This is a genomic window from Microcoleus sp. AT8-B5 (assembly GCF_036705565.1).
Taxonomy (GTDB): Bacteria; Cyanobacteriota; Cyanobacteriia; order Cyanobacteriales; family Microcoleaceae; genus Microcoleus.
This window is the reverse complement of sequence record NZ_JAUBUY010000044.1, coordinates 13,342-34,973: the sequence shown is the minus strand read 5'-3', so window position 1 is coordinate 34,973 and position 21,632 is coordinate 13,342. Positions and strand designations below refer to the sequence as shown.

General features: G+C 46.5%; 22 protein-coding genes and 1 pseudogene. 16 read left to right on the top strand and 7 right to left on the bottom strand.

Annotated elements, in window-relative coordinates:
• Positions 1 to 11: 11 nt before the first annotated feature.
• Positions 12 to 572 (top strand): Uma2 family endonuclease, encoded by a 561-nt coding sequence (locus QUB39_RS23785; protein WP_333057375.1) that lies wholly within the window; start codon positions 12 to 14, stop codon positions 570 to 572.
• 136 nt (positions 573 to 708) lie between these two features.
• Complete coding sequence (gene folP, locus QUB39_RS23780; protein ID WP_333211453.1) at positions 709 to 1,578, top strand: dihydropteroate synthase; 870 nt, start codon at positions 709 to 711, stop codon at positions 1,576 to 1,578.
• On the opposite strand, the gene QUB39_RS23775 is transcribed toward folP, so the two are convergent.
• Entirely contained in the window at positions 1,569 to 2,405 is an 837-nt protein-coding gene (locus QUB39_RS23775; protein ID WP_333057376.1) for a stomatin-like protein, read from the bottom strand. The genes folP and QUB39_RS23775 overlap by 10 nt on opposite strands.
• Positions 2,406 to 2,601: 196 nt before the next feature.
• Here QUB39_RS23775 and QUB39_RS23770 point away from each other — a divergent pair.
• From QUB39_RS23770 to QUB39_RS23760, 3 genes and pseudogenes are all read left to right on the top strand, one after another.
• A pseudogene (locus QUB39_RS23770) lies at positions 2,602 to 3,207 on the top strand (IS607 family transposase); the annotation flags it as partial.
• Positions 3,149 to 4,288 (top strand): transposase, encoded by a 1,140-nt coding sequence (locus QUB39_RS23765; RefSeq protein WP_333211475.1) that lies wholly within the window; start codon positions 3,149 to 3,151, stop codon positions 4,286 to 4,288. The pseudogene QUB39_RS23770 and the gene QUB39_RS23765, both read left to right, overlap by 59 nt.
• Before the next feature lie 106 nt (positions 4,289 to 4,394).
• Positions 4,395 to 5,165 carry a tetratricopeptide repeat protein gene (locus tag QUB39_RS23760; protein ID WP_333211455.1) on the top strand — a complete coding sequence of 257 codons (771 nt, stop codon included), beginning with the start codon at positions 4,395 to 4,397 and terminating at the stop codon, positions 5,163 to 5,165.
• A gap of 96 nt (positions 5,166 to 5,261) precedes the next feature.
• Here the strand turns inward: QUB39_RS23760 and aroB are convergent, their stop codons facing one another.
• On the bottom strand, positions 5,262 to 6,356 hold the full coding sequence (gene aroB / locus QUB39_RS23755; RefSeq protein WP_333057378.1) for a 3-dehydroquinate synthase: 1,095 nt from the start codon (positions 6,354 to 6,356) through the stop codon (positions 5,262 to 5,264).
• Between the two features lie 77 nt (positions 6,357 to 6,433).
• On the opposite strand from aroB, the gene petL reads away from it, so the two are divergent.
• Positions 6,434 to 6,535: a cytochrome b6-f complex subunit PetL gene (gene petL, locus QUB39_RS23750; RefSeq protein WP_006633742.1), complete on the top strand. Its 102-nt coding sequence runs from the start codon at positions 6,434 to 6,436 to the stop codon at positions 6,533 to 6,535.
• Between the two features lie 151 nt (positions 6,536 to 6,686).
• On the opposite strand, the gene QUB39_RS23745 is transcribed toward petL, so the two are convergent.
• The 4 genes from QUB39_RS23745 to QUB39_RS23730 all read right to left on the bottom strand — a co-directional run bounded on the left by QUB39_RS23745 (position 6,687) and on the right by QUB39_RS23730 (position 8,923).
• On the bottom strand, positions 6,687 to 7,028 hold the full coding sequence (locus tag QUB39_RS23745) for an HNH endonuclease (protein WP_333057379.1): 342 nt from the start codon (positions 7,026 to 7,028) through the stop codon (positions 6,687 to 6,689).
• 29 nt (positions 7,029 to 7,057) lie between these two features.
• Positions 7,058 to 7,378 (bottom strand): hypothetical protein, encoded by a 321-nt coding sequence (locus QUB39_RS23740; protein WP_333211457.1) that lies wholly within the window; start codon positions 7,376 to 7,378, stop codon positions 7,058 to 7,060.
• Positions 7,379 to 7,488: 110 nt separating this feature from the next.
• Positions 7,489 to 7,722, bottom strand: a complete 234-nt coding sequence (locus QUB39_RS23735; RefSeq protein ID WP_333057381.1) for a hypothetical protein — start codon at positions 7,720 to 7,722, stop codon at positions 7,489 to 7,491.
• Positions 7,723 to 7,768: 46 nt separating this feature from the next.
• Entirely contained in the window at positions 7,769 to 8,923 is a 1,155-nt protein-coding gene (locus QUB39_RS23730; protein WP_333057382.1) for a transposase, read from the bottom strand.
• A 42-nt stretch (positions 8,924 to 8,965) separates the two neighbouring features.
• Here QUB39_RS23730 and QUB39_RS23725 point away from each other — a divergent pair, with 42 nt between their 5' ends.
• The 10 genes from QUB39_RS23725 to QUB39_RS23680 all read left to right on the top strand — a co-directional run bounded on the left by QUB39_RS23725 (position 8,966) and on the right by QUB39_RS23680 (position 20,872).
• Positions 8,966 to 9,106, top strand: coding sequence for a hypothetical protein (locus QUB39_RS23725; RefSeq protein WP_333211460.1), 141 nt, complete (start codon positions 8,966 to 8,968; stop codon positions 9,104 to 9,106).
• Between the two features lie 240 nt (positions 9,107 to 9,346).
• Positions 9,347 to 9,937 carry a chromophore lyase CpcT/CpeT gene (locus QUB39_RS23720; RefSeq protein WP_333057383.1) on the top strand — a complete coding sequence of 197 codons (591 nt, stop codon included), beginning with the start codon at positions 9,347 to 9,349 and terminating at the stop codon, positions 9,935 to 9,937.
• A 111-nt stretch (positions 9,938 to 10,048) separates the two neighbouring features.
• Positions 10,049 to 11,197, top strand: coding sequence for an NAD-dependent epimerase/dehydratase family protein (locus QUB39_RS23715; protein ID WP_333057384.1), 1,149 nt, complete (start codon positions 10,049 to 10,051; stop codon positions 11,195 to 11,197).
• 683 nt (positions 11,198 to 11,880) lie between these two features.
• A complete protein-coding gene (locus QUB39_RS23710) occupies positions 11,881 to 13,014 on the top strand; it encodes a glycosyltransferase (protein WP_333211462.1) in 1,134 nt (377 codons plus the stop codon).
• A gap of 340 nt (positions 13,015 to 13,354) precedes the next feature.
• Entirely contained in the window at positions 13,355 to 13,582 is a 228-nt protein-coding gene (locus QUB39_RS23705; RefSeq protein ID WP_333279275.1) for a hypothetical protein, read from the top strand.
• Between the two features lie 14 nt (positions 13,583 to 13,596).
• Positions 13,597 to 16,281: a GAF domain-containing protein gene (locus QUB39_RS23700; protein ID WP_333057387.1), complete on the top strand. Its 2,685-nt coding sequence runs from the start codon at positions 13,597 to 13,599 to the stop codon at positions 16,279 to 16,281.
• Between the two features lie 151 nt (positions 16,282 to 16,432).
• Positions 16,433 to 17,575 (top strand): hybrid sensor histidine kinase/response regulator, encoded by a 1,143-nt coding sequence (locus QUB39_RS23695; RefSeq protein WP_333057388.1) that lies wholly within the window; start codon positions 16,433 to 16,435, stop codon positions 17,573 to 17,575.
• Positions 17,576 to 18,005: 430 nt separating this feature from the next.
• Positions 18,006 to 18,842, top strand: a complete 837-nt coding sequence (locus QUB39_RS23690) for a GUN4 domain-containing protein (protein ID WP_333057389.1) — start codon at positions 18,006 to 18,008, stop codon at positions 18,840 to 18,842.
• Between the two features lie 724 nt (positions 18,843 to 19,566).
• Positions 19,567 to 20,157 carry a YdcF family protein gene (locus QUB39_RS23685; RefSeq protein ID WP_333057390.1) on the top strand — a complete coding sequence of 197 codons (591 nt, stop codon included), beginning with the start codon at positions 19,567 to 19,569 and terminating at the stop codon, positions 20,155 to 20,157.
• Between the two features lie 175 nt (positions 20,158 to 20,332).
• Entirely contained in the window at positions 20,333 to 20,872 is a 540-nt protein-coding gene (locus QUB39_RS23680) for a GAF domain-containing protein (protein ID WP_333057391.1), read from the top strand.
• Positions 20,873 to 20,981: 109 nt separating this feature from the next.
• Here QUB39_RS23680 and QUB39_RS23675 read toward each other — a convergent pair whose 3' ends face one another.
• Entirely contained in the window at positions 20,982 to 21,620 is a 639-nt protein-coding gene (locus QUB39_RS23675) for a lysophospholipid acyltransferase family protein (protein ID WP_333039474.1), read from the bottom strand.
• Between the last annotated feature and the right edge of the window lie 12 nt (positions 21,621 to 21,632).

The window sequence follows — 21,632 nt, the reverse complement described above, 5'->3', positions numbered from 1 at the left end:
AGAATTAACCTATGACTGCGATCGTTAAACCCAAACCCGCCTTAGACGAGTTCCTCAAACTTCCTGAAACTGAACCGGCCTCAGAATTTCTTGAGGGAGAAATCATTCAGAAGCCGATGCCTCAAGGTGAACACAGCGTACTTCAAGGTGAACTCTGCAAGACTATCAATCAAGTAGCGAAAACTCGGAAAATTGCCAATGCTTTTCCCGAGTTGCGCTGCACTTTTGGCGAGGCATCAATCGTGCCAGATGTAGCAGTATTCCTATGGGAAAGAATTCCTTTTTTGCCGTCGGGTAGAATTGCTAACCGCTTTGACATTAATCCTGACTGGTCGATAGAAATTCTGTCTCCAAACCAAAGCCAAACAAAAGTGCTGAGTAACTTACTCCACTGTTCGCGAAACGGCACTGAGTTGGGGTGGTTACTAGATCCAGAAGAAGAGAGTATTTTGGCAGTATTTCCAGGACAAAAAGTAGAACTGTACAAAGGTGCAGCTCGGTTGCCAATAATTGATAAAATTGAATTAGAATTGACAGTTGATACTGTTTTTAGCTGGTTGAGTTTTGGTTGAACAGTCTTGGACGCATTAAGACTCAAAGAAACCGGGTTTTTTACAGAATCTGTGGGTGGAAACGAAATATTGTCGTGAAAAAACCCGGTTTCTGGCTACCCGTGCGTTCAGTCAGATATCAAATCCCACGATCGCCATGACAAATAACCCAGAAAAAATTACCATTAGAAATAAAGTTTTTGATTGGGGAAAACGCACTTATTTAATGGGCGTTTTGAACGTAACCCCTGACAGTTTTAGTGACGGCGGAGATTTCTATACCATAGAATCTGCTTTGGCGCAAGCGGAAAACATGGTAAAATGTGGAGTTGATATTATTGATATTGGCGGTCAATCTACTCGGCCCGGTGCAGTGGAAATATCATTAGGAGATGAGATCGATCGCGTTATACCTGTAGTACAAACACTGCGACAAAAAGCCGATATTTTTGGCTCAGTTCCTATTTCAGTCGATACTACCAGAGCGCAGGTTGCGAAAGCTGCGGTAGAGGCGGGAGCTGATATCATCAATGATATTTCGGGAGCGACTTTTGACTCGGAAATGCTGTCAACGGTTGCTCAGTTAAAAGTGCCAATAATTTTGATGCACATTCGGGGAACTCCCCAGACGATGCAACAACTGACAGATTATCGGGATTTAATGGGGGAAATTGGGGAATTTTTCGAGAGTAGAATTGCGGCAGCAGTTGCGGCGGGGATTGACAAATCTCAAATAATTCTCGACCCTGGTATTGGCTTTGCTAAGAATTACAGTCAAAACTTAGAAATTCTGCGAGAGTTGCGAAAATTCCGTGTTTTAAACTGTCCGATTTTAGTCGGAGTATCGCGAAAAAGCTTCATCGGTCACATTTTGAATCAGCCAGAAGCGAAACAAAGAGTTTGGGGGACAGCGGCGGCTTGTACAGGTGCGATCGCAAATTTGGCAGATATCTTGCGAGTTCACGATGTCAGAGAAATGCACGATGTTTGTCTGGTTGCCGACGCTATCTTCAGAAATCAGTCTTGAGAAGTGGGAGTATCAATAACTTTCATTTCCCCGCCCTCAGAATGAATCACATCGGGCATAGAACCCATCAGCTCGCCCAAAGCTTCTGTCATGCTCCTGGGGTCCATAAACAGAATTTTGGCATTGTCGCTTTCGCCCAATTTTTGTTGAGCATCCAAGTATTTTTCTGTTACTAAGTAATTCAAAACTTGCTTGCTATTGGGATGGGAGTCTAAAGCTTCAACTAAGAGCCTCATATACTCCTTAGTGCCGATCGCCTTATTGACCATTGCTTGCCACTCGCTCTTAGTGGCGCGCTCCAATTCCATAGCTTCTTGCACCCTTTTCGGAGGTGTAATGCTTTGAATTTCTACGCGAATTACTTTGACGCCCCAAGGTTGAGTAGCTTCGTCTAACTTCTTGAGTAACTTTTTATTCATGTCATCTCGGGAACCCAAGATGTCTTGCATTGGCAATCGACCAATTTCAGCGCGAAACGTGGTTAAAACTAAGTTGGCGATCGCATTTTCAATTTGATCTATTCCATAATAAGCTTTCTCTAAAGTCACAACCCGCCAATACACCACGGCATCGACTTCTAGAGCCACATTATCTCCCGTGATTGCTGACTGAGGTTTAATATCTAAAACTCTTTCACGGGTTGTGTCCACGCAGACGACTTTTTCGACCAGGGGACTGATAAAGTGGAATCCTGGCTTGAGGGTGCGCTTGTATTGACCCAAACGTTCCACTAAAGCTTCGTCGCCACCGCTGACTATTTTGACGCTTGAGTTAACAGCGTAGCCGAGGATGAGCGCAAAGAGCATGGTAAGAATAGACTGCCCCATTTCTATTTTCCTGCTAAGGTTGACTGAGAATCGATCGGAATTCTACTCTAATTTAACTCAAACTCGGCCCCGCAGTGCTAAAATATCTCGACTGTTGCGACAAGGTAAATTATTTTTTGTAAATTCCCGGAACAACCCGACCAAACAGGATACCATAGGAGATGCCAGCAAAAAACAACCATCATGACTCGCTTGAGTCACCCCCCGAGAAGCCTGTAAACTCCTCTCGGTTTCCCAAAAGACCCTTAGAAACTGGGACGAAGCAGGAAAAATCAAGACAATTAGAACTCCTACCAACCAGCGACGTTACGACATTGACTCAGTGTTCAGTGACGGACTCCATCCAAGAATCACCGCCCTCTACTGCCGAGTTAGCAGGGCCACACAAAAAGAAGACCTCAACCGACAAATCAGCTACCTCCAAGGAATCTACCCGCAAGGCCAAGTCTTCCAAGATATCGGAGGGGGACTCAATTTCAAAAGAAAAAGTCTTCTTGCCCTTTTGGGACAAGTCATGTCAGGAACTATCAGCCCAATTGTGGTCTTCCACCTTGACCGACTCGCAAGGTTTGGTTGTGACCTCATCAGAGGGGTGTGCGAACAAAACGATTGCAAACTCGTGGTTCTCGGTCGCACAGAACTATCTCCAGAAAGAGAAATCATTGAAGATATCCTTGCCATCATCCACGTATTCAGTTGCCGATTGTACGGACTCCGCAAGTACAAATCTACTATCAAAGAAGATCCGAGTTTACCCGGAAACGAAATTAGCAGCAACCTGGAGAACTTGGATAGCTGCTAGTCGGTGGTGTTACAACCAAGCAATTGCTATCCTCAAAACCCAGAAAATTGGTAAATACGCTCTGCGAAAGCAGATTATGGATAGCGCGCCAGATTGGGTAAAACTACAACCTTACAATCCCAGACAGCTAGCAGTATTTCAAGCATTTGAAGCCCACAAAGCTGCTAAAAAGTCGGGAGGTTCAGCTAAATTCAGAACCTGTCGAGATACGTCTCAAACCATTAGATTTCAAACTGACAACTGGAAATCAAGTACGTTTTACCCTCAAGGGACCAAAGGCTTAAGCTTTAAGTCAGCAGAACCAATTTTGGATGTCATGCAGCACGAGCCAAGCCTAAGCTTAATTAACGGTCAGTGGTTTGTAAGTTATGCAGTCAAGCAAAGCAAGCCTGCTGCGACAGACTCAAGACTGGCTGTGGCACTCGACCCCGGTGTAAGAACTTTTATGACGGGTTTCGACGGGCAGGAGGTACTAGAGGTGGGCAAGTATGATATTGGCAGAATCTACCGTCTTGCTAGGCATCTAGATAAAATAATGAGTCGAATCGGCAACAGCAAGGGGAGAAGTTTTAAACGACTTCGCTATTGCTTGAGAAAAGCTGCATCTAAAATCAGAAACCAAATTAAAAATTTGGTTTCTGAATTGCACAAAAAAACGGCGAAATATCTGTGTGACAAATACAAGGTAATCTTTCTGCCGACTTTCGAGACTCAGCAGATGGTGAAGAAAGGCAAGCGTCGCCTGACTGCGAAAACAGCTAGAGCGATGGTGACTTTGAGTCACTATAAATTCAAACAAACGTTGAAGCATCAAGCAGCCAAACATGGTTGTGTTGTAGTAGACGTAACAGAAGAGTATACATCTAAGACCTGTTCAAAGTGCGGTCACATTCATACAAAACTAGGAGGCAAAAAGCATTTTGCTTGCCCCTCCTGCGGTCACAAACTAGACCGGGATACCAATGGCGCTTTTAACATTTTGTTGAAAGCTTTGAGAGATACCTCTTTGACTGGAATTCTTGCTGATTTCCAAGTCTTACCATACTCAGCAATCTCGGACTTCCGGGAATTGCCGGGTTAAATGTATCTGTTAATAACTAACTATTTCATCGGGTGGGCCCCATCGGCTCCGACTCTTACGGCCCTAGTGAAACCCAGGATATCAACAACACGTTTCGACAAAAGACATGAAAAACGATCGAGAGTTTCCCTGGTTAAAACCTTTGAGGTGGATTGCCCCAAGCATTTTGGTGGGTGCAGGAATCTGGAGTGTCGCAGCGGCCCAACCGGCCGGGGCTGAGACAATCGCCCTGCAACTCTCGCAAAACTTGCAGTCGCAGAACTTGCAGCCCCCGCGCCGCGGCCCTGCTGTTCGGGAAGTTATGTCCTACGAGATGAAGGGAGACGAACTCAGGATTTGCAAGCAGGAAGGCAACTCCGAGAAAAAGTGCCAAGTTGTAGGTAAAGGCTACACCGTGGGTTTGAGAACTGCCAACGACCTTTACGGTCAAGGAAACGCTGTCAATGCCGAAGCTTTGTACCGACAACTAATCGCTCGCTATCCCAAAGAAGCGGATGCTTATTACAAGTTGGGAACTATGCTGTCGGGGCAAGGTAAAATGAGCGAGGCGATAGTTCTATTCCAAAAAGCAATTGAAGTCAACCCGAAGCACGCCAAAGCTCACAACGATTTAGGCGTGGCGATGGCAAGTCAGGGGCAGTTGCCCGAGGCAATTGTTCAGTGGAGACAAGCCGTTAAAATTAACGATCGATATCCCGATGCTTTAAACAATTTAGGAGTCGGTTTGTACCAGCAAGGAGACAAGGAAAACCAAGCGGAGGCGGTAGCCAGCCTCAAAAAAGCTAAGGAGTTATTTATCAAGCAAGGTAGAACTCAAGCTGCTAACAGAGTAGAGAAAATCTTGGAGGAAATTAATTCGCGATCCAGCGAATCCTAAACTCAACCGCCGATCGCCGATTGAAAGAAAAAAAATCTTGGGCGATCGGCGTGAATCAGCGTTCAGCGGCGGTTAAACACCCCCAAAAACGAGAATCTAAAGCATTTCCTTCAAAACTTGTATAATCAAATCCCCATCCACCCGATCGCTCACAGCAGCCTCACCCAAGCGCACCGGCAGCACAAACCGCACCTTGCCATCCTGCACCTTCTTGTCCAGTTGCAAAGTATGCAAAATTTCCTCAACATCCACACCCGCCGGCAATTTGGCAGGTAAACCCGCTTTTTCAATTAAAGCAGACTGGCGGCGATCGTACTCAGCATCCCACATTCCCAACTCCACAGCCAACCGGCTTGACGCAGCCATACCGATAGCCACTCCTTCCCCGTGATTGATCACCTTGTAATTGGTCAAACTTTCCACAGCATGACCGATGGTGTGTCCGTAATTCAAAATCGCCCGCAAACCCGATTCCTTCTCGTCTTTGCTGACCACCTCAGCCTTAGCTTGGCAAGACCTGCTCAAAATTTCTGCCAACAAATCCGCCTTCACATAGCGCATTTGATCCAAACGCTTGCAATTCTCCAACTTCCCGAAAAGTTCAGCATCCCAAATCACCCCGTACTTTATGACTTCCGCCATCGCCGACCGAAACTCCCTCGCCGGCAGAGTTTTGAGTACATCCGGGTCAATCAAAACCAAACGTGGCTGGTGAAAAGCCCCGATTAAATTCTTCCCTAAAGGATGATTTACCCCCGTTTTGCCGCCGATAGAAGCATCAACCATCGCCAGCAGCGAAGTCGGAACCTGCACGACATTAATTCCCCGCAGCCAAGTCGCCGCCGCAAAACCCGTCATATCGCCAACCACCCCGCCGCCCAAAGCCACCATTGTCGAGGAACGTTCTAAGCGGTTTTCCAAAGCCGCACCGTAAATTTTCTGTACCGAATTTAAAGTTTTGTACTGTTCTCCCGGTGGTAAAATGCAGCTACTGACTTCCAGACCGGCTGATTCGAGGGCTGCTGTTGCTCTTTCGCCGTACTGCCGAAAAATCGACTGATTCGACACCAGCAGCACTTTTTTGCCCAAACTTAAATCGCCCATCAGACTGCCGAGTTCGTCTAAACCGCCCGATCGCACGCAAACATTGTAAGATTGTGGCCCCAAGTCAACTTTAATTATGGATTGCATATTTATCTAATTTAGATATTAGATTTTAGATTATAGTTCTTATATGTCTTTTTATTGATTGTTTTGGAGAAATTGCCATGACTCTTAGCGGAGCAATAACTTATTTTGGGATCTTTGGCGGCATGATCGGCTTGGCGACAGTGCTGATGTTTGGTCTGCGGGCTGTCAAACTCATCTAATTTGCTAATTTAGATGTTTCAACCAGAGGATTTAATCTCTGGCAAAAGTATCAGTTCGACAACGTATTTGCGCCAAAAATCTCTAGGTTTATCTGTAGATTGACGGCGCAAATGCTTCATTTCATAAAACTTTTGGATTGAACGATCGTGCTTATTCTAATTGACGAGCATCTTCAGCAGGTGGATGCCAACCACCTTCTACCCAAAACCTGCGCGATCGCCGAATCGAATCCTCTTCATCATAACGTTCATCATTAAGGTCAAGCCGATTGCAAGTTGCTCGACCTATGGGAGTTTTAGGGACAATATTTAGACCATCTGCTGTCCAGATAAAATGTTCTGACCACTGCTGCTGACGAGGATTAAATAATAAACATTCTTGCTGAGTTTCCTGGTCAATTCCGTTGGTAAAATTGTAGTGGCGTTCGTTGCAGCGACGGCAAGCTAATGCTAAATTTTCACTGTCATCAGATCCGCCTAGAGATTTGGGCATGAGATGATCTATGGTAAAGCGATCTGGGCTTAGATATTCTGGAGAGTGGCAGTATTCGCAGAGATATTTAGCTCGTTGTCGTATAAATTGTCGAGTGCGATCGGACACCATTTAGCTTGAGTGGAAAGTTGGGCGTTAATCAAGGTAAAAATTCGGGATAGTTCGATGATGCCAGCTAATTCTGGAATTTCATCGACAGTTAACAAATCTAGTCTTTTTCTCTCTAGCAGTTCTTCCATGCGAGATTGGAGATCGTCGGTAAATCTGAATAAGTAAATATTCCCAAATTCTACCATTTTGATGCCTTGGGGCATCAAAGAAGAAGGTTTTACCATTAATTGAGTATTCATAGGGATCGAAGCTCTCAGATACTCTTGAAATATTGTAGCTTATCAGTTGTCAAGTGGATTTAATGAAGGAGCGATCGCACTTGCTATAAAACACGATCGCTCCTGATTAATTACAAGATTCGTTCTAATTGAGTCGATCGCACTTGTGGCAATTTCTCAGCCCCAGTCGTATCAAAAACGATCGCGTGTTTAGCCGTCGGCAACAACCGCTGTAAAATCTGGATATATCCCTCCGCATCGCCCCGACGGTGGAACCGAGCAACCACCAATCGCTGCATATTTGGCAATTGTCGCACGATACACCAGGGATGAGTGTTTAATTTGGGCTTGGATGTTGGTATCATAGGTTGACATACTCCCCAGCCTGAAGGCGTGGGGATTCTTTACGCTTCATTGACGGACGCTACGCCCGGTAGTCTTACTCTGTCTCGACGTACATTTAGAGTCGTGCCGATGCCCCAGGCCGACTTTTTCTATATTTACCGAAGCGTTTTCATCTCGGTCGTGTTCTGTACCGCAATTTAGGCAAAGTATAGAACGCACAGACAAATCAATTTTTCCCCATTTATATCCGCAATCAGAGCAAGTTTGGCTTGTAGGTTCCCATCGACTAATAATTACGAACTCACGTCCATACTTTTCCGACTTTGCCTCAACTAAGACCCTAAACTCTCTCCAACCTTGCTGGCTAATTGCTCTAGACAGTTTACGGTTTTTAACCATTCCTGATACATTCAACTCTTCCAAAACGATAGTTTGGTTTTCGCTAACTACTTTGGTTGATAGTTTGTGCAAGAAATCTTTGCGAGTATCAGCAATCTTGTTGTGCTGTTTGGCAATTTGAATACGGGTTTTTCTTCTTCGTTTAGAGTCTTTCTGTTGACGCGCTAACTTACGCTGAAGTTGGCGAACCTTGCGGTCTACCGCTTTATAGCAGGGGCTTACAGCTTTTTCACCGTTGCTCATCACAGCAAAAGTTTTAATACCCAAGTCAATCCCGACACTTTGGTTTTTGGCGTCGAGTTGAACGGGTTCTACTTCTACTACAAAGCTCAAAAAATAGCGGTTAGCGCAGTCTTTAATTATCGTAACTGAGCTAGGCTCTGACGGTAGCTCTCTAGACCAAATCGGCTTGACAATACCCATCTTTGCTAAATAAACACCCTGCCCCTTGACTGAAAACCCACCGCGAGTTAGTCTAGCTGACTGACTAGAGGTGCGTTTTTTGAATTTAGGGTAGCCAACTTTTTGCCCCTTTCTCTTACCTTTACAGGAATCGAAAAAATTCTTGAAGGCTGCCTCTAAATCAGCTACCGACTGCTGCAAAGGAATTGCCGACACTTCACTAAGCCAAGCTCTTTGCTGAGTCTTTTTTGCCTGAGTGATAACAATCTTTTGGAGTTGGGCCGATTTAGGCTTCTTTTGAGATTGTTTGCAGATTGCAAGAGCATCGTTATAAACAACACGAACGCAACCGAACAACTGAGCTAAGCTCTGCTGCTGTTGGCTTGTTGGATAGAAACGGTACTGATATCTTGCTTTCATGCTTACCATGATCACATAATAGGGTAGCAATTGGGTAGCCAAATGACCAGAGAAAGATTAAGTATTCGCATTGCCGTGAGTCGGCTAGAGAAGTTGCGGAGAATTGCCAAACAGAAAGAAAAAACAATGACCCAACTTATAGAGGGCTGGATTGATAAACTTAAAGAGGAAAAGCCGTCCTAGAAGGACGGGGCTTTAGACCCAGTTTTTCGATAAGGGCGATCAGATACGTGAGACTGCGGATTCGAGAACTAGCCCAGAAGAGGGGTTGGACGCTCCAAGACTTATTTCGATCAAGTTGTTTGGAGGAGTGAGGGCAGCTTATCAACAATATCTTGAGAGTAATAGCCGATCGCCCGCTATCCCCTAAAATAACTTCTACTCCCTCAATCCAAAATCTAAAATCTAAAATCGAAAATCGATATGTCTCATTCCACCGATATCGTCACCCTCGCCCGCTGGATGGCCGCCGACTTCAGCAACCAAGCCCAAGCCTTTGAAAACCCGCCATTCTTCGCCCACATCCGCGTCTGCATGAGGCCTTTGCCGATCGAAGTTCTGGATGGGATCAGCTTGTACCTAGAACAAGCCTACGATATTGAACTGCACGTACCGTACCGAGTCCGAGTTTTGAAATTAGTCCCAGTGGGCGATCGAATCGACATCGAAAATTATGCCATAGAAAACGAAGAACAATTCTACGGCGCGGCCCGCGACCCGCAACGGCTGCAAGAAATCAAAAAAGAACAACTGACTCTACTTCCTGGCTGCACCTTTATTACGCAGTGGACGGGCAACAGCTTCAAAGGGTCTGTCGAACCCGGAAAAGGCTGCATGGTGGTCAGAAAGGGCAAAAAAACCTATCTAGACAGCGAATTCGAGATTGACCAAGACAAATTTATTAGCCACGATCGCGGGCGCGACCCAGAAACCGACGCCCACGTCTGGGGAGCCCAGGCTGGCCCCTTTGAATTCACCCGCCGGGCCAGTTTCGCCGACGAAATTCCGGGTTAATCCAAAAAAACAGAGTCCTTCCTGGGCGAACACGCGCTTATTAAAGGTTCAGAATGCACCAATACCTGGTACATTAACCCAGTATTGGCAAGCAAGATTCACCGTTGATTTATGAAAGTCCTGGTTATTGGTGGCGATGGCTATTGCGGTTGGGCAACCGCACTCTACCTTTCTAACAAAGGTTACGAAGTTGGCATCCTCGACAGCTTCGTGAGGCGGCACTGGGATCTGGAACTGTGCAGCGACACCCTCACTCCCATCGCACCGATTCAGCAACGACTCCAGCGATGGCAAGATTTAACGGGCAAGTCGATCGACTTGTTCGTCGGTGACATCACCAACTACGATTTTCTCAGCAAAAGCATGAGAAAATTTGCACCAGAGGCGATCGTCCATTTCGGCGAACAGCGTTCGGCACCTTTCTCAATGATTGATCGCGAACACGCAGTCCTCACCCAAGTCAATAACGTCGTCGGGACACTCAACCTGCTGTACGCCATCCGCGAAGACTTCCCCGATTGTCACCTAGTGAAATTAGGGACAATGGGCGAATACGGCACGCCGAATATTGACATTGAAGAAGGCTACATCACGATCGAACACAACGGTCGCAAGGATACACTACCCTATCCCAAACAACCAGGCAGTTTCTACCACCTGTCAAAAGTCCACGACTCCCACAACATCCATTTTGCTTGCAAAATCTGGGGTTTAAGAGCCACCGACTTAAATCAGGGCGTAGTCTACGGCGTGCTCACAGATGAAACCGGCATGGACGAACTGTTGATCAACCGTTTGGACTACGACGGAGTATTCGGGACAGCATTGAACAGATTTTGCATCCAAGCTGCGATCGGTCATCCTCTGACAGTTTATGGCAGTGGCGGACAAACCCGCAGCTTCTTAGACATTCGGGATACCGTGCGGTGCGTGGAATTGGCTCTAGCCAACCCCGCCGAAGCCGGACAATTCCGCGTCTTCAACCAATTCACCGAACAATTCAGCGTCGGCGACTTAGCCTCCTTGGTGCAAAAAGCAGGCATGGCAATGGGATTAAAAGTAGAAATCAACAACATCGAAAATCCCAGAGTCGAGAAAGAAGAACATTATTTCAATGCCAAAAACACCAATTTGCTAGACCTCGGTTTGCAACCGCACTATCTCTCAGATTCCCTGCTCGATTCTCTGCTGAATTTTGCTACAAAATATCAGCACCGTGTCGATAAAAACCAGATTTTGCCGAAGGTTTCTTGGAAGTAAGTTCAGACCTCTACCTGCGGGGAAAGAGCTTTTTAACGAACCGCGAAGGCGCGAAGGGCGCGAAGTAAGAGAAAAGAAGGGAAGAGAGGAGAAGGGTTCGCAAGTTCTGAATGGAGTTTGCTGTATATTACGATAATCTATCTTTTTTATCTCTTTCTCTGTGTCCTCTGTGTCCTCTGCGGTTAATTAAAAAAAATCCATAAGGTTTTTAATGCTGGCTTTTTGGAAAAAAATGTCGTAGAAATTCGCAATATTATTCTGTTGCTTTTCGTTGTTCTGCCGAGATTTTCAGCCAGTGCAGTTCGTTATTATTATTTAATACCGGAATGGGCTGCACTAACCGCGAGTTATCAAAATTACCGCGCCTGTTAGCGAAGCGCCTTATGCTGCGGAAAAAGAAATGTTAATTGCTAAAACTGCACAGGAAATTCACAGAATTAATTGCTTTGCCAAAGGTGTGGGATTGCTTTTAGGTGGGATAATTTTATCTATTCGCATTCAGGGAATTTGGATCTTACCCCAAAAACCTCTCGCTCGGAATTAGCGGTAGTGCAACTGACAGAAGAAGTGTAGAAAAGCAGCCGATCGCACGCCATGACTTACGCCCCCCGACACAGTGTATCCTGTTACCGATGACCTTGGCCTCTGGCTATGATTATCGGCTCCCTAAGTAACTTATTTTTATGAAAATTGCTCTGTTCACTGAAACATTTTTGCCGAAAATAGACGGCATTGTGACGCGCCTGATTCACACTGTAGATCACTTGCAGCGATCGGGCGAACAAGTTCTGATATTTTCTCCAGATTACGGGATTAAAGAATACAAAGGCGCACGAGTTTACGGTGTGGAGGGCTTGCCTTTGCCGATGTACCCGGAACTGAAAATGGCACTTCCTTCTCCGGCTGTCGGTCGCCAATTAGAGCAGTTTAAACCGGATATTATTCACGTTGTCAATCCCGCTATTTTGGGATTGGGGGGTATATATTACGGGAAAAAGTTCAACATTCCGATTTTGGCTTCTTACCACACGCATTTGCCGAAATATTTGCACCATTACGGTTTTGGAGTCCTCGAACCTTTATTGTGGGAATTGCTCAAAGGTGCCCACAACCAAGCAGAATTGAATCTGTGTACTTCTACAGCAATGGTGGAAGAATTGAGAACCCACGGCATTGAGCGAGTAGATTTGTGGCAGCGGGGCGTAGATACTGAAATGTTTGTCCCGGAATTGGCAAGTCGAGAAATGCGATCGCGCCTTTCTGCAAATAACCCAGACAGTCCCCTGCTGCTGTACGTCGGCCGCCTCGGTGCAGAAAAAGAAATCGAACGCATCAAACCAGTCCTCGCAGCGATTCCCGATGCCCGCCTCGCCTTAGTGGGAGACGGCCCGCATCGGCAAACCCTCGAACAATATTTTGCCGGTACACCCACCAATTTTGTCGGCTACCTCAAGGGGCAAGAACTCGCAAGAGCTTACGCATCTGCCGACGCCTTCATTTTTCCCTCCCGCACCGAAACCCTGGGCTTAGTGCTCCTAGAAGCAATGGCTGCGGGGACGCCCGTAGTGGCGGCGCGCAGCGGCGGAATTCCCGATATCGTCACCGACGGTGTTAACGGATATTTATTTGACCCCGCCGACGAAGAAGGAGCACTCGCCGCCACCAAGCGTCTGTTGGCGAATCCCGAAGAACGGGAAACCTTGCGCCACAACGCTCGCCGAGAAGCTGAACGCTGGGGTTGGGCCGCTGCTGCCGCACAACTGCAGCGCTACTATCAATCAGTGGTGTTTGCCCAGTCTGTGCCCAGAGCGGCCTAAATGTCAGGATCTGTAGCACCTTTAAACATCACCGCCAGCTTAGCTTCCCTGTTCGATCGTCAGTTGGTATTGAATAGGGATGTTTTCAAAGACCGATCGAACTTTTTTGCTGCATAAATTACCGTCGCTATCCTGCTGTTGCGTTTACCATTAAACTATGAGTAAGCTCTGTAGGAATGCCTTGCGCGCTGCTTTCATAGCGCCCTTTACCTGACCGGATACGGTCGCCGAGTGCGCTAAAACAGTAACACCGCGCGCTGGGGCCGAGCACAGAACGTCAAATCTACATTGCACTGTCGATCGAACTAAAGCCTGTAACCTAATTTTCAGGCCTTCTGTTTTGCGAACTCAAGTTCAGCTTGAATTGACGAACCCTCATCAGTATCGAGGTTGGAAAAAAGATCGATCGAGCATACATAACAAGCAAACTGAAGTTGCGTGCGCCACTTTTGAACTCACGATTCATCAAAGCGACAAGCGAGTGCCGATGCGCTTGCAAACAAATTCAAGAGTTTGCACCGCCGCCGAATCTCGCGCAGATCGACCTGCGGTCAGTCTACCCCTCTGAGCAAGCAGTTAATCATGACATTCTCCAATACTGGTAGCGTTCTGGCTACACTGACTCAAGTCAATTTTATGGGGGCATTGACCTCCCGTGTTAAGAGCTTGCCAGTTCCTGAATTAGTGTGCCTGCTGGACTTTATCACGGCTGAATTTCAGCAATTTATCCGGGCGATGGACCTGATTAACAATGAAGCACTCGAAAGTCTCTTAGAGCAACTTTTAGATGCCTTCACTGTGAAAATTGGTCAAATTTTGCAAGCAGACCGGACAACAATTTTTTTGGTGGACTCGAACAAAAATCAACTGTGGCACAAAACAGTCGATCCACTTACGGGCGAAGATGTAGAAGTGCGATTGCCGATGGATGCAGGCATTTTAGGCTACGTAGCAACAACCGGAAAATCGATCAATGTCGCCGAAGCTCGATCCCACGAGTATTTTAATACCGAAGTAGACGAACCACCGGGCTACCACATCGAGACCATCCTCTGTATGCCGATTTTTAGCAGCAAGAGCCAACAGGAACCCGTGGCGGTGGTCAGACTGTTAAATAAAGCTGGAGATGCCCCCTTTAGCGAGGAAGACGAACAGCAGTTCCAGGCTTTTGCAGATTCGATCGGGATTATTCTCGAAAGCTGTCAGTCTTTCTACGTCGTCGCCCGCAACCAGCGAGGGGTTGCCGCACTGTTGAGAGCCACCACTACTTTGGGTCAAAGTCTTGACTTGGAAACAACTTTGCGCTCTGTCATGGATCAAGCTCGCGACTTGATGCAGGCCGATCGCAGCACGCTATTTTTGTTAAATCGGGAAACCAACGAACTTTGGACAAAAGTCGCCAAGGCTGACGGCAAAACGATGGTAGATCTCCGCATTCCTGCTAATAAGGGAATTGCTGGCTACGTGGCTTCGACCGGTCAACCTCTAAATATTACAGATGCTTACGACGATCCCCGCTTTGACCCCTCTACAGACGGGCAAACGGGATACCGCACTCGGACTGTCTTGTGTATGCCGGTGCATAACGCTAAAGGTGAGCTGATCGGGGTGACTCAGCTAATTAATAAGAACCAAGGTAGTTTCACCCCTTCCGACGAAGAGTTTTTGCGAGCGTTTAATTCCCAAGCGGGAATGGCGCTGCAAAATTCTCAACTGTTTCAAAACGTGATGGTGGAAAAGCAGTATCAAAAAGATATGCTGCAAAGTCTTTCAGATGCAGTAATTTCCACCGATTTACAGGGGCGAGTTGTAACTATCAACGAAGCAGCCCTAGAATTGTTGGGCTGTCCGGTAAATCAAGCTAAAAGCAAACACAATCCCCAGATTTGGGAAGATAAACTGGTGAATCGCTATGTTTGGGAAGTTGTGCCGATCGAAAATTTGCAATTTCGACTCGAAGACAGTCTCAACCATGCTGCCAGACATTACGTTCCCGAACAAAGTTTAACGGTGGGACTGTTGGTGGAAAAAACGTTAAATTCCCAAAAAGAACAAGAAGAAGAACAAGAAGAAGAACAAGAAGAAGAACAAGAAGAAAGTTATATTCTGGCCGTACCCGATCGCACTGACCCTAATTTATATTACGCTTGGGGAGAAAACCGCGCGTGGACTGAGGAAGTAGCGCTGGCAGAATTAGCTAATGCCCAATCTCTATTTGCGCTGCGAAATTCTGCCCTGTATCACCCTTATTGTCCGCTACCCATCCCCGCCTCTCGAATTAAACTAATTGAACGTAGTTTGAATTTGACTGTCAACCCGCTGATCAATCCAGAGGGCGGCGTGCGCGGCGGTTTAGTGGTACTCGAAGACATCAGCCGCGAAAAGCGGATGAAAAATACGATGTACCGCTATCTGACTCCTGGAGTCGTAGATAAAGTGATGGCCTTGGGTGAAGGCGCCCTGATGGTGGGCGAACGCAAAGAAGTGACTATTTTATTTTCCGACATTCGCGGCTACACCACGCTGACCGAAAATTTGGGAGCCTCCGATGTGGTATCCCTGCTGAACGAATATTTTGAGACGATGGTGGAGGCCGTTTTCCACTACGAAGGCACTTTAGACAAGTTTATCGGCGATGCTTTAATGGCCGTGTTCGGCGCGCCCCTGCCGCTGAATCCCCCGGAAAGCCACGGTTGGATGGCGGTGCAGTCGGCTTTAGATATGCGCCGGCGTTTGAAAGAGTTTAATGATTCTCGCCCCGGCGAAGATCCATTTCGCTTCGGAATTGGAATTAGTTCCGGAGAGGTGGTTTCGGGAAATATTGGTTCCCAAAAGCGCATGGATTACACGGTAATTGGGGATGCGGTGAATTTGAGTTCGCGATTGGAACAGCTTACAAAGGAGTACGGATGCGATATAATTTTGAGCGAATTTACATACAGTTTGTGTCGCGAAGGAATTTGGGTGCGAGAGTTAGACAAGGTGCGGGTTAAGGGCAAAAATCAACCAGTTGGTATTTACGAGTTGCTGCAAAATAGTTCTGAACCCATTGATGGGGAAACCGTTCGGTTTTTGGAACTTTATAGTAACGGTAGGGATGCTTATATTGCTAGAAATTTTCAGAAAGCTATTAGTTATTTTGAAGCGGCTTTAGCAATGCGACCCAGCGATCGACCTGTGGAAGTTCACCTCGACCGATCCCTGAGCTATTTGGAAGTACCCCCGCCCGATGATTGGGACGGTGTGCATACGATGACAACTAAGTAGTAGATTATATTACATCCGACTGATAAAAAGTAAAAAGATTTGATAAAGTTGTGAGATATTCCTTATGACAGAGTTAACAAGTGTAAAAATGTGAAATCATAGGTTGGATACCATATTAAAGTTGAAAAAATATTTCCAGGCTAGCAATTAAATGAGTTATTTATCTGTTCCCAATGCCACAAAAGCCGATCGGATTCTGGTTGTAGATGACGCACCAGATAATGTTTTGTTGGTGCAGACAATCCTGGAAGAAGAAGGTTACGAAATTAGCACGGCAGAAAACGGCTTTTCGGCCTTGAGTCAAATTGACAAGTCACCCCCGGATTTGGTACTGCTAGACGTGATGATGCCGGGAATGGATGGTTACGAAGTCACTAAACGAATCCGAGAAAATAAGGAATTGCCCTTTATGCCGATTTTGCTGATCACTGCTCACGACAGTGCCAGCGTAGTGCAGGGATTGGACATGGGAGCAGACGATTTCATCCGCAAACCAGTCGAAATGGACGAACTGCTGGCGAGGGTTCGATCGCTCCTGCGGCTAAAACACAGCGTAGACGAGCGCAATTCGATCGCCCTCCAGCGCGAAGATTTTGTCTCCCGACTGGCTCACGACTTGCGAACACCCCTGGTAGCAGCCGATCGAATGCTAACTTTAATGCAGCAGGGAGCTTTGGGAGAAATTTCCCTTCCCATGCGCGACGCTTTCGGGACGATGGTTCGCAGCAACAAAAACCTGATCGCGATGGTAAATATGTTGCTGGAAGTATATCGGTACGAAGCAGGCCGCAAATCCCTAAGTTTCGCGGCCGTGGACTTGCGCCAGCTTATTACTGAGGTAGCTGAAGAACTAGCTCCCCTAGCGGATGCTAAAGGTTTGTCGGTAAATTTAGACTTGACAGAAAGTGCAGAAAGTGCACCGATTGCGAAGTATCCGGGCGATCGTCTGGAGCTACACCGTTTGCTGACAAATTTAATCGGAAATGCAATTAAATTCACCGACAACGGCTCAATAGATGTCAGCTTAAAAGCTGCTAATTCCCCTGCTTATACTAGCTTCAAAAACCAACCGCTGGCATGGGTAATTATAGACATCAAAGACACCGGTGCCGGCATTTCTCCCACCGAACAAGCAAAGTTATTTGAAAGGTTTAGCTCGGGAACTCATAAGAAGTCCAGTACAGGTTTGGGACTACACCTCTGCCGCCAAATAGTCGAAGCTCACCGCGGCACGATCGAGGTAAAATCCGAGTTGGGCAAAGGCAGTTTGTTTACTATTCGCTTGCCTTGTTAGAGCGGTAAGCTGTCGCGCATTTAAATTGTATATTCAGGGCGGGCGGGACGCTAGGGCCCCTACTCCCCACAAGACTTTGATTTTTTTTGACATACAATTTAAAGGCCGCAACAGCTTATAAATACAGCAGATTCGGTGATTCATGAAGTACAGTATCCGCCTTAATTGTTGGTACATTTTTATGTAGGGTGCGGATCTGCTCATGTTTAATGAAACTTGCAGATTGACTGGTGGCGACGCACCGATGCTTACGACAAGATTGTGTGTACCGCATATACATGGAATATGCTGTAAGTCTAACTTTGGGGTGTGAAAAGCGAACATTAGTACAGATAAACTGTAATTGTAGGGTGCGAAGTGCGTACCTAATCGAATTATGGTTAATTTACCAGATGTCATATAATGACTTGGCAACCGAATTGATGGCAATATGTCTAACTGTCCAGTGTGCGGTGCTGAATACATAGAAGAAAAAGCAGAGTTTTGCTCGATTTGCGGCTGGGATTTGACTCCCTACCCGCAACGTGCTAAGCCTTCCAAAACTTATTTAAAAAAAGAACAAGTTAGATTGCAGTGGGCCAAACAAATGTGGGAATTGGCCCGCAATCAACAAAATTGGTTAGCTAAATTTGATGAGTTGCAGGGGGAAGTGCAGCAAGGTGCGATCGCCCGCACACACATTCAATCTCAGTTAGAATGGGTTCTGTACCGCCTAGAACAACTAAACCCCGAATTGATTGTCAGCACTCTACTGCGACTAGAAGACAAAATCGGCGCCATACCTGAGTCAACTGCGGCTATCTCGGAAGTGGGGATGGACTACCGCCAACTGACAAAGCTATTAGAAACTGGAAAATGGCGCAAAGCTGATGAACACACTTGGGAAATCTTGCTGCAAATCGCTGTCAGGGAAGACGAAGGTTGGCTGAGTGCAGCCGATATTGACAGTTTTCCTCCTACAGACCTTCGCACGATCGACCGACTTTGGCAACAATACAGCAGCGGGCGGTTCGGGTTGAGCGTGCAGCAGCAGATTTGGGAAAGTACCGGGGCTAACTATACTGAATTTTGCGATCGAGTCGGCTGGCGAGTCAAGGAAAATTGGAAATATTACAGCGAGCTCTCCTTCAACGAAGATGCTCCCCCCGGACATCTCCCTGTCACCGCATGGAGACAGCGCGCCTGTTACGGTGCTGGTAAACTCACCGCAGCAGAAAACTTGGCCCGCATCGCTGCGAAACTCGCAACTGGCGATCGGCAATCATGAAAAAAAAAATCAAAATCGACATTAACTGCTATAATCAAAACGGTTTAGCAACTGGGGCTGTGGCTCAGATGGATAGAGCAAGCGCCTCCTGAAGAATCGGGCACCCTGCGAGGAAACTCTAGGAGTGAATGTGGTCAAATTTGGTGAAACCTAAAGAGTTTATGGGTTCCTATGACTCTAAGGCAATACCAAGCCAAGCCTGAGTTCAGGGCGATTAAACAATCGCCTATATGGAAATCAGGAAGGTTTAGAGACTAGACGGTCACCACCTAAAAGCTGCAAGCATATGGTGAAGGTATAGTCCAGAGAGTGGGGAAACTCACACAAATCTGAAGCGCTAGGTCGCCGGTTCGAACCCGGCCAGTCCCGTTAAAAATCAAGAAAAATTAACAGCAGGAGGGGAAAGCTTAAGTTTTGCCCCTCTTTTTTGCATATCCGCTAAGGAATTGGCTCCCAGATTTTATACCAACCGCCAAGGCGATTGGTATAAAATCTGAAAGCTAAAATCTAAAATCCCCCATTGAAGCCGCACCACAAGCGTAGAGTCAATCTAAAATCTAAAATCTAAAATCTAAAATCTAAAATCTAAAATCTAAAATCTAAAATCCTATGATCCGCCGACCCTTTTTTAATTTTTAATTTTTAATTCCTGTTAGTGGGCTATAGGTGCGGTATTTTTTGTTATGGTTCCTTTGTCAGTTACATAAAATTTTTATAGGTTTAGATGTGGTTAAGAATCAATTCAAACACGCAGCGTTACAAGCGTTTGAACACTTCACGCAGTTTTTGGTTCCTAGTAGGACTTTTGATGGCGTGTTGGTTGGGCTATCAGCAGGTTAAGAGCGAATTTCAGAGACCCCAAGCTTTGTTAGTTCTAGGTGGGGCTACTGAGCGAGAGGTGTTTGCCGCCAAATTTGCTCAGGATCACCCTGAATTGCCGATTTGGGTGTCGTCTGGGAGCAATCCTGAGTTCGCGGAATGGGTATTTTCAGAAGCGGGAATTGAGTCCGATCGCCTGCACTTAGACTACAGAGCGGTGGATACGGTAACAAATTTTACCACCCTGGTAGATGAATTGAAAGCTAGAGGGATTGAGAGCGTGTATCTGATCACTTCTGACGATCATATGCGGCGAGCTCAGATTATCGGCGAAATCGTACTCGGTAGTCGAGGCATTACCTTTAAGCCTGTGGCAGTTCCGTCTGGGCGAACCCCCGAACCGATGCAAAAAGCTGTTCGCGACGGCGCTAGGGCTATTCTTTGGCTGACAACCGGTTATACGGGTGCTAACTTCAGCCCAGCCAGAATGGAATAAACAAAGGAAAGCATTGAGCAAGTTTTAAATTTTTTCCATTCCCTCTGGTTTTAAAACTTGTCTCCTCTAGCGATTTAACGAAACGCGAAGACACTGATGACAAATGCGTAAAAGAAGAGAAGAGAAGAGAAGGAGTAGTTTAAAATTAATAGATGAAATTCAAAAGCTAAAGTTAATGACCGACCAAATTCTGCCGCAAGTTCTGGAGCAAATTTTGAGTGACAGCAAAACGCCGGATGCTGTTTTTTCGGCTTTGGTGCCGGCTTTAGGCGAGGTGTTAAATTGCGATCGGGTCTTTCTCTACCTCCGCAATCCTGAAACGCAAAGAGGCAGAGTACCTTACTGCTGGCGTCGTAACTCGAACTTTCCTGAGATTGGCGACGCGGAATGGAAAAAAGAACCCGAATCTTTAGGGGAAGAAGACCCTTTGTTTGCAGCAGCTTTGCGAACTGAACCGTCGATTTTTGTTGAGGATGTTGAAACAGCGAATCCTGAAGTTGTCAACAAAGATTTTGAAGCCAAAGAGTTCGGACATCGAGCTTTGATCCACGCTCACCTTTGTGCTGACGGCTTATTGTGGGGGGTTTTGCAGCCTTGTATGTTCGATCGCCCCAGAGTTTGGACTGACTTCGATCGCCAAGTTATCGCAGCGGTTACAGAAAAAATTTCCCCCTTAGCTGTTGCTTATGTCAGAGGCATCGTACAATCGCAATAAAATAGGTTTGTAACGAGGAGTCTTCGTTCTCACTACAAACCTGTAACGATGTTTTTTATCTATCAAACCAGCTTTCTTCGTAAGTTATACAAAACATCCTCCAAGCAAATCAGCGCCCCAAATCGTGCATCGCATTGATCTCGATCGCACATCTTTGAGTCAGCGCTTGCAACTCCTCGCGATCCGAGGAACCGGGCGCTTCAATTAGCTTGCCAATTCGCACCGTCAGCGGCACCGGACGCGGCACTGCCGAACCTTTCGACGAAATCGCGTGAGTTCCCCACAAACTAACAGGTAAGAGCGGCGCTTTTGCCTTAGCAGCTATCAGCGCCGCACCTAATTTCGGTTCAGTAATTCTGCCGTCTGGCGTGCGAGTTCCCTGCAAAAATACACCCGTCGCCCAGCCATTTTCCAAAGAGTTGATCGCCGAGCGAATTGCACTGCGATCGGCACTTTCCCGCTTGACTGGATAAGCACCGTAAAGCGTAATTGCCTGCTTCAAAATAGGAACTTTAAATAACTCTTCCTTTGCCATAAATGCGACCGGTCGCCTCATGCAATTAGACAAAATCGGCGGGTCAAAATCGCTGGCGTGATTGCTGACTACTACCACAGGCCCTTCTGTCGGAACATTTTCTGCACCGTAGATGCGGCCCCGAAAGTAAAGGTGCAGCATCGGGCTGACAATTGACCATTTGAATAAATAGTAGAGAAGTAAACTTTCGACTGGTTCGCGACTTTTGCTCACAGAAAAACCTTA